Genomic DNA, 14,691 nt, shown 5'->3' with positions numbered 1-14,691 from the left:
GTCATGAACGCACACGTCACGGACCAGGCCGACGGGCTGCGGCGGCTGCTCGGGCAGGCGCCGGTGCGCGTCATCGCTGTCGCGGGCATGGGCCCCGGCGCGGGTGCGACCACGGCCGCGATGAGCCTGGGCGCGGCGCTGGCGCAGCAGGGCAAGGACGTGCTGTTGCTCGATGAGCATCACCCGAAGCTGCGTTCGGTCTGCGATGTGTGGGCGCTGAGCCCGCGCGGCACGCTGGCCGATGTGGCGAGTCGGCGGTTGCGCATCGATCAGGCAGCGGCCAGCGCAGTGTGCGGCGTGCAGGTGCTGCCCGCTTCACCCGGCGCGATCATCGACCCGCGCACGCTGTGGCCGCGCGGCATCGTGCTGGTCGATGCAGCCTTCGACGACGAGGGCCGCCTGTCGCCGTTGGCTGAAGGCGCCGACGAACTGCTGCTGGTGCTGCAGCCGCACCCGGCAGCCATCACCTCGGCCTACGCGGGCATCAAGCGCCTGCACCGAGCGCATGCGCTGAAGCAGCTGCGCTTTCTGCTCAACGGCGTGGCCGACGTGGGGACCGCGCAGCAGGTCATGCACAACCTCGCGCAGGCGGCCAGCCGCTACCTTGCGTTGTCGCTGCTGCCCGTGGGCTGGGTGCGCACCGACCCCTGGCTGGCTGATGCGGCGCGGCTGCGCCAGACCGTGCTCGAGGCCTTTCCGGCCAGCGCAGCAGCGGTCGACTTCCGCGCCATCGCCGACGACATGGGCCGCTGGCCCTGGCGCACGCCCGCGCGGCCGGCCGTGTTCCCACAGGCGCTCGCCGCCTGAGACCCGCGCACGAGGACGGACGGCCGTGTACACCGCGCAGGGCACCATCGAGAAATCGCATCTACTGGAACAGCACCAGCCGCTGGTGCGCCGCATCGCGCTGCAGATGATGGCGCGGCTGCCGGCCAGCGTGGAGCTGGACGACCTGATCCAGGCCGGCATGCTCGGCCTGCTCGATGCGTCGAGCCGCTACCAGGACCACCGCGGCGCGCAGTTCGAGACCTTCGTCAGCCAGCGCATCCGCGGTGCCATGCTCGACGAGCTGCGCGCCAGCGACTGGGGCTCGCGCGGGCTGCGCCAGTCGGCGCGCGGCATCGAGAAAGCCATCCAGGCACTGGGCCACCGGCTGGGCCGTGCGCCCACCGAAGGCGAGATCGCGAAGGAGCTGAAGGTCGACCTGGAGACCTACCAGTCGATGCTGCAGGACATCCAGGGAAGCCAGCTGCTGTACGTGGAAGACTTCGCCAAGGGTGACCCAGACAACCCCTTTCTCGACCTGCATGCGCAAGATGCGCGCAAGGGCCGCGGCCAGTTCGACGACCCGCTGGCGCGTCTGCTGGAGAGTGGCTTCCGCCACCAGTTGGTCGACGCGATTGGCGAGCTGCCTGAGCGCGACCAGCTGCTGCTCAAGCTCTACTACGAGGAAGAGCTGAACCTGCGCGAGATCGGCGCGGTGCTCGAGGTGAGCCAGTCGCGCGTGTGCCAGCTGCACGGGCAGGCGGTGAGCCGGCTGCGTGCGAAGCTCAAAGACGCTCTGTAGAAAAGTTCAACTGGCGTAGCGCGCGTCGAGCGCATCGAGCTCGGGCTTGCGCACCAGCCGCTGCCGCTCGGCGAAGGGCGCGACCAGCGACGGGTCTTCGTCGATGCGCCGTGTGTCGCGCAGCACCGTGAGCGCCTTCTGCATGCCGGCCAGCGCGCCCTGCAGCGCGGCGTTGGCGTACAGCACGATGCCGTAGCCCAGGCCGCCGAGTTCCTCGGCGCCGAAGATCGGCGTCTTGCCGCCGATCACCATGTTCATGAGTTGCGGCTTGTGCAGGCGCTTGGGCAGCGCACGGATCTCATCAGCCGTGGTGACGGCTTCGACGAACAGGATGTCGGCACCGGCCTCGCTGAACTTCTGCGCGCGCTCGATCGCGGCCTCGAAGCCCAGCGTCGCCGCTGCGTCGGTGCGCGCCATGATGAGCAGGTCGGGGTCGGTGCGCGCATCGACGGCGGCCTTGATCTTGTTGACGGCTTCCTCGGTGGAGATCACGTCCTTGCCCGAGAAATGGCCGCAGCGCTTGGGCGCGACCTGGTCCTCGAACTGGATGCAGTCGGCGCCCGCGCGCTCCAGCACGCGCACCGTGTGGCGCACGTTCAGCGCATTGCCGAAGCCGGTGTCGGCGTCGACGATCAGCGGCAGGTTCACGGCGTCGCGGATGCGCGCCGTGTGGTCGGCGATCTCGTGCAGGCCCATGAAGCCCTGGTCGGGCAGGCCGAACCACATGTTGGTAACGCCCGCACCGGTGACGTAAATGGCTTCAAAGCCCAGGTCTTCGATGACGCGCGCCGACAGCGCGTTGAAAGCGCCCGGCACCAGCACGCCGCGGCGGGCCTCGGCCAGGGAACGGAGGGTCTTGCGAGTCGACATCGGAATTTCCTGTGAATGAATCTGAAAGCTCAAAGGGTGTCGCCGGGCACGCGGACCCAGCCTTCCATCAGCACGCGCGCGCTGCGGCTCATGACGGCCTTGGTCACGCGCCATTCGCCCTCGACCTGGGTTGCTTGTGCGCCCACGCGCAAGGTGCCCGAGGGGTGGCCGAAGCGCACGGCCTCGCGCGCACCGCCGCCGGCCGCGAGGTTCACCAGCGTGCCGGGAATGGCGGCGGCCGTGCCGATGGCCACGGCCGCCGTGCCCATCATGGCGTGGTGCAGCTTGCCCATCGACAGCGCGCGCACGAGCAGGTCGATGTCGCCGGCCGCCACCGCCTTGCCGCTCGATGCGGTGTAGCCCGCCGGTTTGGCCACGAAGGCGACCTTGGGCGTGTGCTGGCGGCTGGCCGCTTCGTCGAGCGTGCGGATGAGGCCCATGCGCAGCGCGCCGTGCGCGCGGATGGCCTCGAAGCGGGCGAGCGCGGCGGCGTCGCCATTGATCGCGTCCTGCAGCTCGGCGCCGGTGTAGCCGAGGGCCTCGGCGTTCACGAAGACGGTGGGGATGCCGGCGTTGATCATCGTGGCCTGCAGCGTGCCGAGGCCGGGCACGTGCAGGTCGTCGACGAGATTGCCGGTCGGGAACATCGCGCCGCCCGCGCCGTCTTCGTCGGCGGCGGGGTCCATGAATTCGAGCTGCACCTCGGCCGCGGGGAAGGTCACGCCGTCGAGTTCGAAGTCGCCGGTCTCCTGCACCGCGCCGCCCGTCATCGGCACGTGCGCGACGATGGTCTTGCCGATGTTGGCCTGCCAGATGCGCACGACCGCCACACCGTCGCGCGGTACGCGTGCCGCATCGATGAGGCCGTTGCTGATCGCGAACGGACCGACGGCCGATGAGAGGTTGCCGCAGTTGCCGCTCCAGTCGACGAAAGGCTGGTCGATCGACACCTGGCCGAACAGGTAGTCCACGTCGTGGCCGGGCCGCTCGCTCCTCGAGAGGATGACGGTCTTGCTCGTGCTCGACGTCGCGGCGCCCATGCCGTCGATCTGCTTGCCGTAGGGGTCGGGGCTGCCGATCACGCGCAGCAGCAGCGCGTCGCGCGACTTGCCCGGCACTTGCGCGGCTTCGGGCAGGTCTTGCAGGCGGAAGAACACGCCCTTGCTGGTGCCACCGCGCATGTACGTGGCGGGGATCTTGATCTGCGGAATGTGCGGCATCGTCAGTCGGCTTTCGTGGCGGCGAGGAAGTCTTGTGCGAAGCGCTGCAGCACCCCGCCGGCTTCGTAGATGGAGGCCTCTTCGGCGGTGTCGAGGCGGCAGGTCATGGGCACGTCGAGCCGTTCGCCACTCTGGCGGTGCACGACCAGAGTGAGGTCGGCGCGCGGGGTGCGCTCGCCGGTCACATCGTAAGTCTCGGTGCCGTCCAGGCCCAGCGTGAGGCGGTTGGTGCCGGGCTTGAATTCGAGCGGCAGCACGCCCATGCCGATCAGGTTGGTGCGGTGGATGCGCTCGAAGCCCTCGGCCGCAATCGCTTCGACACCCGCCAGCCGCACGCCCTTGGCGGCCCAGTCGCGCGATGAGCCCTGCCCGTAGTCGGCACCGGCCACGATGATCAGCGGCTGCTTGCGCCCCATGTAGGTCTCGATGGCCTCCCACATGCGCATCACCTCGCCCTCGGGCTCCACGCGTGCCAGCGAGCCGGCGCGCACCGTGCCGTCGGCCTTGCGCACCATCTCGTTCTTCAGCGTGGGGTTGGCGAAGGTCGCGCGCTGCGCCGTGAGGTGGTCGCCGCGGTGGGTGGCGTAGGAGTTGAAGTCTTCCTCGGGCAGGCCCATGCGGTGCAGGTACTGGCCGGCCGCGCTGTCGAGCAGGATCGCGTTCGACGGCGACAGGTGGTCGGTCGTGATGTTGTCCGGCAGGACCGCCAGCGGGCGCATGCCCTTGAGCGTGCGTTCGCCGGCCAGCGCGCCTTCCCAGTAGGGCGGGCGGCGGATGTAGGTGGAGGCGGGGCGCCAGTCGTACAGCGGCGCGACCTTCTCGCCCGTGTCGGGCTGGATCGCGAACATCGGTTCGTACACCTGGCGGAAGTGCGCGGGCTTCACGCTGGCCTTCACGATGGCGTCGATCTCTTCGTCGGTCGGCCAGAGGTCCTTGAGGCGAATCTCCTTGCCGTCGACGACGGTGAGCACGTCCTTCTCGATGTCGAAGCGCACGGTGCCTGCGATGGCGTAGGCCACCACCAGCGGCGGCGAGGCCAGGAAGGCCTGCTTCGCATACGGATGGATGCGGCCGTCGAAGTTGCGGTTGCCCGAGAGCACGGCGGTGGCGTACAGGTCGCGCTCCACGATCTCCTGCTGGATCGCCGGATCGAGCGCGCCCGACATGCCGTTGCACGAGGTGCAGGCATAGGCGACCACGCCGAAGCCGAGCTGTTCGAGTTCGCGCATCAGGCCCGCGTCTTCCAGGTACAGCGTGACCGCTTTCGAGCCCGGCGCCAGCGAGGTCTTGACCCACGGCTTGCGCGCGAGGCCTACGCGGTTGGCGTTGCGCGCGAGCAGGCCCGCGGCGATCACGTTGCGTGGGTTGCTGGTGTTGGTGCAGCTGGTGATGGCCGCGATGATCACCGCGCCGTCGGGCATCTGGCCGGGCACGTCGTCCCACGGCGCGGCGATGCCGCGCGCCGCGAGGTCGGCGGTGGCCACGCGCGCATGCGGGTTCGACGGGCCGGCCATGTTGCGCACGACGCTCGAGAGGTCGAAGTGCAGCACGCGCTCGTACTCGACGTCGCTCAGCGTGTCGGCCCACAGGCCGGCCTGCTTCGCATAGATCTCGACGAGGCGCACCTGTTCGTCGGCGCGGCCCGTGAGGCGCAGGTAGTCGAGCGTCTGCGTGTCGATGGCAAACATCGCGGCGGTGGCGCCGTACTCCGGTGCCATGTTGGAGATGGTCGCGCGGTCGCCCAGCGTGAGGCTGGCCGCGCCTTCGCCGTGGAACTCCAGGTACGCGCCCACGACCTTTGCCGCGCGCAGGAACTCGGTGAGCGCGAGCACGACGTCGGTGGCCGTGATGCCCCGTTGCGGCCGGCCCGCGAGGCGCACGCCGACGATGTCGGGCAGCCGCATCCACGAGGCGCGGCCGAGCATCACGTTCTCGGCCTCGAGCCCGCCCACGCCGATGGCGACCACGCCCAGCGCATCGACGTGCGGCGTGTGGCTGTCGGTGCCGACCAGCGTGTCGGGGTAGGCCACGCCGTCCTGCGCATGCACGACGGGCGACATCCGCTCCAGGTTGATCTGATGCATGATCCCGTTCCCCGGCGGGATCACCTCCATGTTGCGGAAGGCCCGCTTCGTCCATTCGATGAAGTGAAAGCGGTCTTCGTTGCGCCGGTCCTCGATGGCGCGGTTCTTCGCGAAGGCATCGGGGTCGAAGCCGCCGCACTCCACCGCCAGCGAATGGTCGACGATGAGCTGCACCGGCACCACCGGGTTGACCTGCGACGGGTCGCCGCCCTGTTCGGCGATGGCGTCGCGCAGGCCGGCCAGGTCGACCAGCGCGGTCTGGCCGAGGATGTCGTGGCAGACCACGCGCGCAGGGAACCACGGAAAGTCATGATCGCGCCGGCGCAGGGCGAGCTGCGTGAGGCTCTGCACGAGGATCGCCGGGTCGCAGCGGCGCACGAGGTTTTCGGCATGCACGCGTGCGGTGTAGGGCATCGTGGCCCAGGCGCCGGCCTGGATGGCTTCGACGGCTTCGCGTGCATCGAAGTAGTCCAGCGCGGTGCCGGGAAGGTTCTTGCGGTAGTCGGTGTTCATGGGGGGCGCTTGTCGCTCGGCACCCGCACGCAGGCACGGGCGCTTTTTCTTCTTCGGGTGTTTTTACTTCCGATCCTGGATCGGCGCGAACTTCAGGTCTTCGGGGCCCGTGTAGTTGGCGCTCGGCCGGATGATCTTGTTGTCGATGCGCTGCTCGATGATGTGCGCCGCCCAGCCTGATGTGCGCGCAATGACGAACAGCGGCGTGAACATGGCCGTGGGCACGCCCATCATGTGATAGCTCACGGCGCTGAACCAGTCGAGGTTGGGGAACATCTGCTTCACGTCCCACATCACCGCTTCAAGCCGCTCGGCGATGTCGAACATCTTGGTCGAGCCGGCCTCCTGCGACAGCGTGCGCGCCACGCCCTTGATGACCACGTTGCGCGGGTCGCTCACGGTGTAGACCGGGTGGCCGAAGCCGATCACGACTTCCTTGGCCGCGACGCGGCGGCGGATGTCGGCCTCGGCCTCGTCGGGTGCGTCGTAGCGCTTCTGGATCTCGAAGGCCACCTCGTTGGCGCCGCCGTGCTTGGGGCCGCGCAGCGCACCGATGGCGCCGGTGATGGCCGAGTACACATCGGAGCCCGTGCCCGCGACCACGCGCGCCGTGAAGGTGGAGGCGTTGAACTCGTGCTCGGCGTAGAGGTTGAGCGAGGTGTGCATCGCGCGCTCCCACTGCGCACTGGGCTTGCGCCCGTGCAGCAGGTGCAGGAAGTGCGCGCCGATCGAGTCGTCGTCGGTCTCGACCTCGATGCGCCGGCCCTGCGTGGACCAGTGGTACCAGTACAGCAGCATCGAGCCGAGCGAGGCCATGAGGCGGTCGGCGATGTCGCGCGCGCCGGGCAGGTTGTGGTCTTCCTTCTCGGGCAGCAGGCAGCCCAGCGACGAGACGCCGGTGCGCATCACGTCCATCGGGTGCGCGCTGGCGGGCAGCTGCTCCAGCGCTTCCTTCAGGCTCGCGGGCAGGCCGCGCATGGCCTTCAGCTTGGCCTTGTAGGCGCGCAGCTCGGCGGACGTGGGCAGCTTGCCGTGCACCAGCAGGTGTGCGATTTCCTCGAACTCGCAGACCTCGGCGATGTCCAGGATGTCGTAGCCGCGGTAGTGCAGGTCGTTGCCGGTGCGGCCCACGGTGCACAGCGCCGTGTTGCCGGCGGTCACGCCCGACAGGGCGACGGATTTCTTCGGCTTGAAGCCGGTGGGGGTGGCGATGTCGTTCATGCGGGTTCCTTGTCTGTGGGCACGGGGTGCAGGTAGGCGTGGCGCAGGCGCGTCGGACGGCCGCGGCCATCGACGGCCACCATCTCGAACAGGCCCTTCAGCGAAGGGCGGGGCTCGCCGTCGGGCGGCTCGGCCGCGCCGGTGACGCAGACCGTGAGCGAGCTGCGCCCGGCGCGCGTCACCCAGGCCCGCAGGCGCAGCACATGGCCGACCGGCACGGGCGCGAGGAACTGCGCGTCGCCCAGGCTGGCCATGACCACGTCGGACCTTGCGAAGGCGCGCGCGGCGAGGAATGCGGCCTTCGACATCAGCAGCAGGGCGTTGCCGCCGAACAGCGTGCCGTAGTGATTGGCGTGCGCGGGGAACACGATGTCGGTCAGCTCGATGGCGGCAGATCGGTGGGTCATGCTTCGCAATTTACGCAATCGAACGCCCATAATGAAGGACTGAATTGGCGAATCATTGCGAATGAAAACGACTGATTTTGCAAATATTGCGAAGATCGCAAAGACCCACGAGGTGACCCGATGAGCAAGACCTTCATGGGCGTGCGCCTGCGCACGCTGCGCGCCGAACGCGGCCTCACGCAGGTGGCGCTGGCGCAGATGCTCGGCCTGTCGCCGAGCTACCTGAACCAGATCGAGCAGAACCAGCGCCCGCTCACCGTGGCCGTGCTGCTGCGCATCAGCAAGACGCTCGGCGTCGATGTGCAGCAGTTCTCCGACGACGAAGAGGCGCGGCTCGTGGCCAGCATGCGCGAGGCGCTGGCGGACAACCCCGGCGGCGAGGCCGTCGCGCTGCCCGAGCTGCGCGAGGTGGCGTCGCAGATGCCCGCCGTGGCGCGCGCGCTGCTCGCCTTGCACCGCCGCCATCAGGAGGCGCAGGAGCGGCTGGAACTCATGGCCGCCGAACTCGGCGACGGGCGTGGCGAGATCTCGCGCAGCCGGCCGATGCCCTTCGAGGTGGTGCGCGATTTCTTCTTTGCCCATCAGAACCATTTCGACCCGCTCGACACCGCCGCCGAATCGCTCGCGGCCGAGGCCCTCGCGCACGGCGGACCGCTCGCCGAATGGCTCCAGCAGCGGCTTCTGAAGGTGCACGGCGTGCGCGTGGTGCCGGACGACGACGCCGCGGGCGCGCTCGACAGCCAGCGCCGCTACGACCCGGCCAGCCGCGTGCTGCGTTTGTCGGCCGGTCTCGAGCCGGGTCAGCAGGCCTTCCAGCTGGCCACGCAGCTGGCGCTGCTCGAGCAGGCCGCGCTCATCGAATCGCTCGTCGCGCAGGCCAATTTCGGCGACGCCCCGGCCCACGCGCTCGCGCGCATCGGGCTGGCCAACTACTTCGCGGCGGCCGTGCTGTTGCCCTATGGCCCGTTCCTGCAGGCGGCCGAGGCGCTGCGCTACGACATCGACCTGCTCGCGCGCCAGTTCGGCGTCGGTTTCGAAACCGTGTGCCACCGCCTCAGCAGCATGCAGCGCCCGGGCGCGTCGGGCGTGCCCTTCTTCTTCATCCGCGTGGACCGGGCCGGCAACATCTCCAAGCGGCAGTCGGCCACGCACTTCCACTTCTCGAAGACCGGCGGCACCTGCCCGCTGTGGAACGTGTACGAGGCCTTCGCGCAGCCCGGGCGCGTGTTGCCGCAGTTGGCGCGCATGCCCGACGGCCGCGCCTACCTGTGGATTGCGCGCACCGTGTCGCACGGCCAGCGCGGCTTCGGCTCACCGAGCAAGACCTTCTCGATCGGCCTGGGCTGCGACATCCGCCACGCCCCGCGCCTGGTCTACGCCAAGGGCCTCGACCTGAAGGACCCCGACGTGCCCACGCCCATCGGCATGGGTTGCAAGGTGTGCGAGCGCGTGGCCTGCCCGCAGCGGGCGTTCCCGTTCATCGGAAGGCCGCTGGATGTGAACGAGAACGAGAGCAGGTTCACGCCGTATGCGGTGGCGGGGGCGTGATTCGTCAGCGGATGACAGACGCTTCGTGGCATTTGCACGTCACCATGCATGCTTGAACTTGTAGGGAAATTCACATGCATGCGCTTCGCGTGTGAATGACGCATGGGTTGACCGGCTTTCGCTGCCGCGCTGGTCACAAACAGGGGCGCTTGCTACTTTCAGGTACTTCCGCGCAGCCGAAGGGACTCGAACAATCGACTGAATACCGCCCCTTGCGACGCGAGGGAGAAAAGCTATTCAGGGAGTCTCATGTCCATTCACGGCAGCGTGTCGTCGCGCACGCGCTCGTCATCGCCATTGGTTGTCGATCGGCAGAACAATCGGCTGCTGCGCCTCTCGTTCCCCAAGGGTGGGGAGCCTGCCGAAGCCGGCTTGGTCATCAACCGTTTGGAGGCCAGCGAAGGCCTGTCGCACGACTTCGCGTTCACGGCGGAATTGCTCTCCCACAATGCTGATCTCGCGCTGAAGGACATGCAGGGCAAGATGCTCTGCATCGAGCTCGTGCGCCCCGATGGCACGCTGCGCCATTTCAACGGCATCGTCTTCGCGTTCCGTCTCGTCAGGACCGACGGCAACCTCGCGTTCTACGAAGCCAGCTTGGGTCCGTGGCTGCAGTACCTGCGCCTGCGCTCTAACAATCGGCTGTTTCATCGCAAGAGCCTGCAGGAGCAGACCCAGGCCATCTTCGGCGACTACGACGCGCTGCCCCAATGGAAGTGGCAAGTGCGCGGCGAAGACGCGGCCATCACCATGGCCGCGCAGGGCGGCGGCGCTCAAGGGGAGAGCGATCACAACTACCTGCACCGGCGCTGGGAGGCCGCCGGCTACAGCTACTGGTACGAGCACACGCGCGAAGGCCACACGCTCGTTTTGTCCGACGACACCACCTTGGCCTCGGCCATCGATGGAACGACGCCCGACATCCGCTTTCAGAGCGAAGGCGGTGCTGGCGAAGAAGACGCGATCCACCAGTGGAGCGCCGTGCGCGAGATCGTCTCCGGAGGCACGGCTGTGAGCGCATTCGATTTCAAGAACCCCCGGCCCCTGCACGCGGCCACAACCGGCAGCCATCGGCAGGGTGAGGTGCTTCAGCTTGAAGTGCATGAATATGGCGGCGCACGCCACTTCAAGACCAGCCGTGATGGCGATGAACGTGCCCGGCTGCGCATCGATGAAATCGAAGCCAACGCCAAGCATTTCGAAGCCCGTGGCAACAACCGTTTTGTGCTGCCCGGGCGCTACTTTCGCCTCGCTGACCACTTCGGGCGCACGCAAGGCGAGGGCCCCGAGAGCGAGTTCCTGATCGTCGAGATTGAACACAGCATCAGCAACAACTATCTGCAAGAAGAGGGTGAGTTGGCCGAGTACCGCCATCGCTTCACCTGCAGCCGTCGGTTTGTCCCCTGGCGTCCCGGACGCGGCTTTCACAGTACGGAGCAGCGCGTGCTGGCGCCCCAGACGGCGACCGTGGTCGGCCCGGCCAGCGAAGGCAGCCTGCACACCGACGAGTACGGGCGGATAAAGATCCAGTTCCACTGGGACCGCGAAGGCCGCAACGACGAAGGCAGCAGCGCATGGGTGCGCGTGATGAGCCCGTGGGCCGGCGGAGAAACCGGCGCCGTCTCCACGCCCCGCGTGGGCAGTGAGGTCGTCGTGCAATGCCTGGACGGCAACCCCGATCACCCGATCGTCATGGGCGTGGTCTACAACGCCCAGCGCATGCCACCCTGGAAGCTGCCCGGGCAGAAGGCTTTGAGCGGCATCCGCAGCCGCGAACTCGCGGGCCGCAATGGCAACGAGCCCGGCGGCAGAAGCAATCACCTGATCCTGGACGACTCCGAAGGAGGAATCCAGGCGCAGCTCAAGAGCGATCACGACAGCAGTTCGCTGAGCCTGGGCCACATCAGCCGCATCGAAGACAACGCCGGGCGCAAGGACGCCCGGGGCCAGGGTTTCGAATTGCGCAGCGACGGCCATGGCGTCATTCGCGCGCAAGACGGGTTGCTCGTGACCACCGAAGGCCGACCCGATGCCCAGGCCCACATCACCGACATGGCGGAGACCGTGCAGCGGCTGGCGCGGGGGCGTGACCTGCACGAGCGTCTTGGCGAAGCGGCGCAACAGGCCCAGGCCCACGACGCAGGCGACCAGGACGAGGTGGCGAGGCACCTCAAGGCCCAGAACGATGCGATCAGGGGTGCGGGCGGCAACCCGGGTGAAGGCGAGTTCCCCGAGTTCGGCGAACCGCATCTGGTGCTGGCCAGCCCGGCGGGCATCGAGACCACGAGCGCAGGCTCCACGCACCAGGCCAGCAACGAACACCATGCGATCACGAGCGGCGCGCACACCAGCATCGCTGCGGGCGCGAGCCTGCTGGCCAGCGCCAAGGACGCCGTGCGCATTGCTGCATTTGAAAAAGGCATCCGCCTGGTGGCGGCAGCCTCGGACATCGACATCCAGGCGCTCAAGGACTGCATCAACGTCATCGCCAAGCTGGACGTCAAGGTGGAAGGCAACCGGATCACCATCACGGCGAAGGAAGAAGTGCTTGTCAACGGCGGCACCAGCTACACGCGCTGGAACGCCTCGGGCATCGAAAGCGGCACCAACGGCATCTGGCGCGAGCACGCCGCCGTGCACAGCCTCGTGGGGCCGGCCAACAAGCCTGGGCCTCAACGCCAGCTTGCGTCGGTGGCCCTGAAGCAGATGCCGCCCGAGTCGCAGGCAGCGTTCTCGGTGCAGCACGTGCCGGGCCCCTCGCCGATGTTCTTTGCCGGCCAGCCCTACACGCTTTTGAAGAACGGCGGCGAGGTGGCGAAAGCCGTGTTCGACGACTATGGACGACTGACCATCGACAAGGCCGAGAAGGGGGCGCGCTATCAGGTCAAGCTGGCCAACGGCGCCGTGCACGACGTGCCGATGGCCACAGAGCGCATGGCATCCGGGCAAGCCACCCCCGAAGGCGACGAACAGCAACTGTCCAACAAGGGCTACCGCGCGGACGGCGAGGACGGCGAGGACGGCGAGGACGGCGGCAAGCGCCGCGCCCAACGCGTGCGCGGTGCCGACACACGCAAGGGGCGGCGCCCATGAGCGATCTGATTCAACTTCTCAAGGCGGTCCAGAAGCCCGAGACCAGCCACATCGACATGGTCAAGTGCAGGGCCAAGGGCACCCTGCAGTGGTTCCTGGAATACGACCACAAGACCCATCCCATCCACGACAACAACCAGCTCCAGTTCTTCATGGGCGGCGAAGAGGGCTTTGCGGCCCTCGAGAAGGACATCCGGCGGGCCACCCGCAGCATCGAACTGGTGCTGTGGGGCTTCGATCCCGGCATGGCGCTGACGCGCTCGCGCACCACCTGGCCGCATGGCACCCCCTACGGCGAGCTGCTGGTGGAGAAGGCGCGTCAGGGCGTCAAGGTGCGCTTGCTGCTGTGGTACGTCAGCCCGGTCATCAACATCCCGGCGGGCAACGTGCCGGACTTTCCGTCGAACTGGTCGCCCGTATCGCTGTCGAGCAAGACAGACGTGACCTGGCCCGACGGTCCATTGAACAACAGTGCGCGCACCCATCCCGCCTGGGTGCTGACCAACCGCGCCAACTTCTGCAAGCAATGGTGGAAGGACGCGCTCTCCGGTGCGTTCGAGAACCTGGAGGTGCGCCTGCGTCGGGGGCACCCGGTCGACATCAACGCCAACCTGAACAAGTACCTGCCCGACTCCCGACGCGACCTGACAGAGAGCGCCTCGATGACCGTCGTGGGTACGCACCACCAGAAACCCGTGCTGATCGACTACGAAGCCGCGCCGGCAGGCCAGCGCCGCAACGTGTGCGCCTACGTCATGGGACTGAATTCCGTCACCGAGTACTGGGACACCGTTCGGCACGGTTTCAACGACCCGATGCGCGAACTCAGTGCCGATGGCCCGGGCTATACCTACAGCGACAGTGACCGGCGGTGGCACCGCAAGCCCTACCGCGACTACGCGATCCGTGTCGAGGGCGAAGCGCTGTACAGCATCAACCAGAACTTCGTCGAAGGCTGGGACAGTGCCGACGGCGTGGCGCTGATGCCCGGTGCCGTGGGCCCGGTCGGTGTGCTTGGCAAGGTCGTTCGCCGCAACGGCACGGGTCTGTTCGGCGGCCCCACGCTGGCGCAGCAGCGCCAATCCATCCAGCGCAAGGACATTCCCGTGCCGGCGGGCGCGCGCTGCCGCGTGCAGGTGCAGCGCACCCAGCCCGAGGCGCAGGACGCCACCATCCTCAAGGGCTACACGCTGGCCAGTGCCAACGCGGTCAACTACATCTTCGTGGAGAACCAGTACTTCCAATTGGCCGAGTGGCCGCGAATGCTCAAGGACATCCGCAAGCGCTACCGCAAGGAGATGCATGCCGCCGGGTGCGGGCCATCGGACATTGCGCCGCTGTACCTGTTCGTGGTGATCCCGCAGCCCGAGCGCGGGCAGATGGTGCCCCGCACCTACGACACCGTGGGCGGGTTGGGCGCGGGCGCCCAGATGGGCACCTACGACGCCAAGGTGCGCGGCGAGCGCCAGCGCAGGCAGGCGGGTGAGGGCGCCCAGGGCGGCTCGGTGGGCGCATCGGTCGATGCCGTCCCGGTCGATGCGAAGGCCCAACTGGACGACCTGGGCATCAAAACAGTGGTAGCGATGCTGATGACCTGGGACGCGAACAACGAAGCGCGCCACATCCGGATCCGTGCGCGCGACAACGATGCGCAGGCGAAGGCCGCCGCGCAGCAGGCCGAACAGAACGCCAAGGCCGGCGTCAACGCCGGGCTGCCCGACGACGTGGACCCGCAGAACCTGACCGAATGCACGATCACGCCGGGGCGCTACCGAGAGATCTACATCCACAGCAAGCTGATGTTCGTGGACGACGTCTACACCACGCTGGGCAGCGCCAACCTCAATGCGCGCAGCATGGCGGCGGACAGCGAACTCAATCTGTGCACTGAGGAGTGGGCCTTCACGAAGGCAGCCAGAAAACGGGTGTGGGGGAATCTGGCGGGGGAAGATCTCAATGGGGGCGAGTGCACCCGCGAGCAGACTGCGGACACGTTTGAGAAATGGAAGAACCGGATGCTCTACAACCAATACAACAGGACCGGAGGGAAGGCCCCCGTAGAAAACAGCTTCATCCATCCCTTCGAAGACTCGCGGGATGCGCCGGTCATCAAATTAGCGTAGCGAAAGTTCTTTTCATGAACCCAACAACTGACCGCGTGCAGAGGC

The 14,691-nt window shown here is 67.8% G+C and carries 10 protein-coding genes; 5 read left to right on the top strand and 5 right to left on the bottom strand.

All coding sequences use genetic code 11. The features are described from left to right. Positions 1–3: 3 nt before the first annotated feature. Positions 4–807 carry a MinD/ParA family ATP-binding protein gene (locus GFK26_RS34410; RefSeq protein WP_153285631.1) on the top strand — a complete coding sequence of 268 codons (804 nt, stop codon included), beginning with the start codon at positions 4–6 and terminating at the stop codon, positions 805–807. A gap of 25 nt (positions 808–832) precedes the next feature. Next, positions 833–1,567 (top strand): RNA polymerase sigma factor FliA, encoded by a 735-nt coding sequence (locus GFK26_RS32655; RefSeq protein WP_153285630.1) that lies wholly within the window; start codon positions 833–835, stop codon positions 1,565–1,567. A gap of 6 nt (positions 1,568–1,573) precedes the next feature. Here the strand turns inward: GFK26_RS32655 and GFK26_RS32650 are convergent, their stop codons facing one another. The 5 genes from GFK26_RS32650 to GFK26_RS32630 all read right to left on the bottom strand — a co-directional run bounded on the left by GFK26_RS32650 (position 1,574) and on the right by GFK26_RS32630 (position 7,882). Continuing rightward, positions 1,574–2,437 carry an isocitrate lyase/PEP mutase family protein gene (locus tag GFK26_RS32650; protein WP_153285629.1) on the bottom strand — a complete coding sequence of 288 codons (864 nt, stop codon included), beginning with the start codon at positions 2,435–2,437 and terminating at the stop codon, positions 1,574–1,576. A 29-nt stretch (positions 2,438–2,466) separates the two neighbouring features. After that, the gene (prpF, locus tag GFK26_RS32645; protein WP_153285628.1) at positions 2,467–3,657 is read right to left on the bottom strand and encodes a 2-methylaconitate cis-trans isomerase PrpF; all 1,191 of its coding nucleotides are present in this window, start codon (positions 3,655–3,657) and stop codon (positions 2,467–2,469) included. Positions 3,658–3,659: 2 nt separating this feature from the next. Next, entirely contained in the window at positions 3,660–6,254 is a 2,595-nt protein-coding gene (gene acnD / locus GFK26_RS32640) for a Fe/S-dependent 2-methylisocitrate dehydratase AcnD (RefSeq protein WP_153285627.1), read from the bottom strand. A gap of 63 nt (positions 6,255–6,317) precedes the next feature. After that, positions 6,318–7,475 (bottom strand): 2-methylcitrate synthase, encoded by a 1,158-nt coding sequence (gene prpC, locus GFK26_RS32635; RefSeq protein ID WP_153285626.1) that lies wholly within the window; start codon positions 7,473–7,475, stop codon positions 6,318–6,320. Continuing rightward, on the bottom strand, positions 7,472–7,882 hold the full coding sequence (locus GFK26_RS32630) for an acyl-CoA thioesterase (protein ID WP_153285625.1): 411 nt from the start codon (positions 7,880–7,882) through the stop codon (positions 7,472–7,474). The genes prpC and GFK26_RS32630 overlap by 4 nt, the downstream gene beginning before the upstream one ends. A gap of 120 nt (positions 7,883–8,002) precedes the next feature. Between GFK26_RS32630 and GFK26_RS32625 the strand changes: the two genes are divergently transcribed. The 3 genes from GFK26_RS32625 to GFK26_RS32615 all read left to right on the top strand — a co-directional run bounded on the left by GFK26_RS32625 (position 8,003) and on the right by GFK26_RS32615 (position 14,646). After that, positions 8,003–9,430 carry a short-chain fatty acyl-CoA regulator family protein gene (locus GFK26_RS32625; protein ID WP_153285624.1) on the top strand — a complete coding sequence of 476 codons (1,428 nt, stop codon included), beginning with the start codon at positions 8,003–8,005 and terminating at the stop codon, positions 9,428–9,430. Positions 9,431–9,679: 249 nt separating this feature from the next. Beyond that, positions 9,680–12,523, top strand: coding sequence for a type VI secretion system Vgr family protein (locus tag GFK26_RS32620; protein WP_153285623.1), 2,844 nt, complete (start codon positions 9,680–9,682; stop codon positions 12,521–12,523). Beyond that, positions 12,520–14,646 (top strand): phospholipase D-like domain-containing protein, encoded by a 2,127-nt coding sequence (locus tag GFK26_RS32615; RefSeq protein ID WP_153285622.1) that lies wholly within the window; start codon positions 12,520–12,522, stop codon positions 14,644–14,646. The genes GFK26_RS32620 and GFK26_RS32615 overlap by 4 nt, the downstream gene beginning before the upstream one ends. The last annotated feature ends 45 nt before the right edge of the window (positions 14,647–14,691 follow it).

This window comes from Variovorax paradoxus, from assembly GCF_009498455.1.
Lineage (GTDB): Bacteria > Pseudomonadota > Gammaproteobacteria > Burkholderiales > Burkholderiaceae_C > Variovorax > Variovorax paradoxus_H.
This window is presented reverse-complemented; position numbering and strand designations above follow the sequence as displayed.

Excerpts from the sequence above, each read along its gene's own strand:
- GFK26_RS32620 (WP_153285623.1), top strand. The coding sequence starts at position 9,680 with ATGTCCATTCACGGCAGCGTGTCGTCGCGCACGCGCTCGTCATCGCCA.
- acnD (WP_153285627.1), bottom strand. The coding sequence starts at position 6,254 with ATGAACACCGACTACCGCAAGAACCTTCCCGGCACCGCGCTGGACTAC.
- prpF (WP_153285628.1), bottom strand. The coding sequence starts at position 3,657 with ATGCCGCACATTCCGCAGATCAAGATCCCCGCCACGTACATGCGCGGT.
- GFK26_RS32650 (WP_153285629.1), bottom strand. The coding sequence starts at position 2,437 with ATGTCGACTCGCAAGACCCTCCGTTCCCTGGCCGAGGCCCGCCGCGGC.
- GFK26_RS32615 (WP_153285622.1), top strand. The coding sequence starts at position 12,520 with ATGAGCGATCTGATTCAACTTCTCAAGGCGGTCCAGAAGCCCGAGACC.
- GFK26_RS32625 (WP_153285624.1), top strand. The coding sequence starts at position 8,003 with ATGAGCAAGACCTTCATGGGCGTGCGCCTGCGCACGCTGCGCGCCGAA.
- prpC (WP_153285626.1), bottom strand. The coding sequence starts at position 7,475 with ATGAACGACATCGCCACCCCCACCGGCTTCAAGCCGAAGAAATCCGTC.
- GFK26_RS34410 (WP_153285631.1), top strand. The coding sequence starts at position 4 with ATGAACGCACACGTCACGGACCAGGCCGACGGGCTGCGGCGGCTGCTC.
- GFK26_RS32630 (WP_153285625.1), bottom strand. The coding sequence starts at position 7,882 with ATGACCCACCGATCTGCCGCCATCGAGCTGACCGACATCGTGTTCCCC.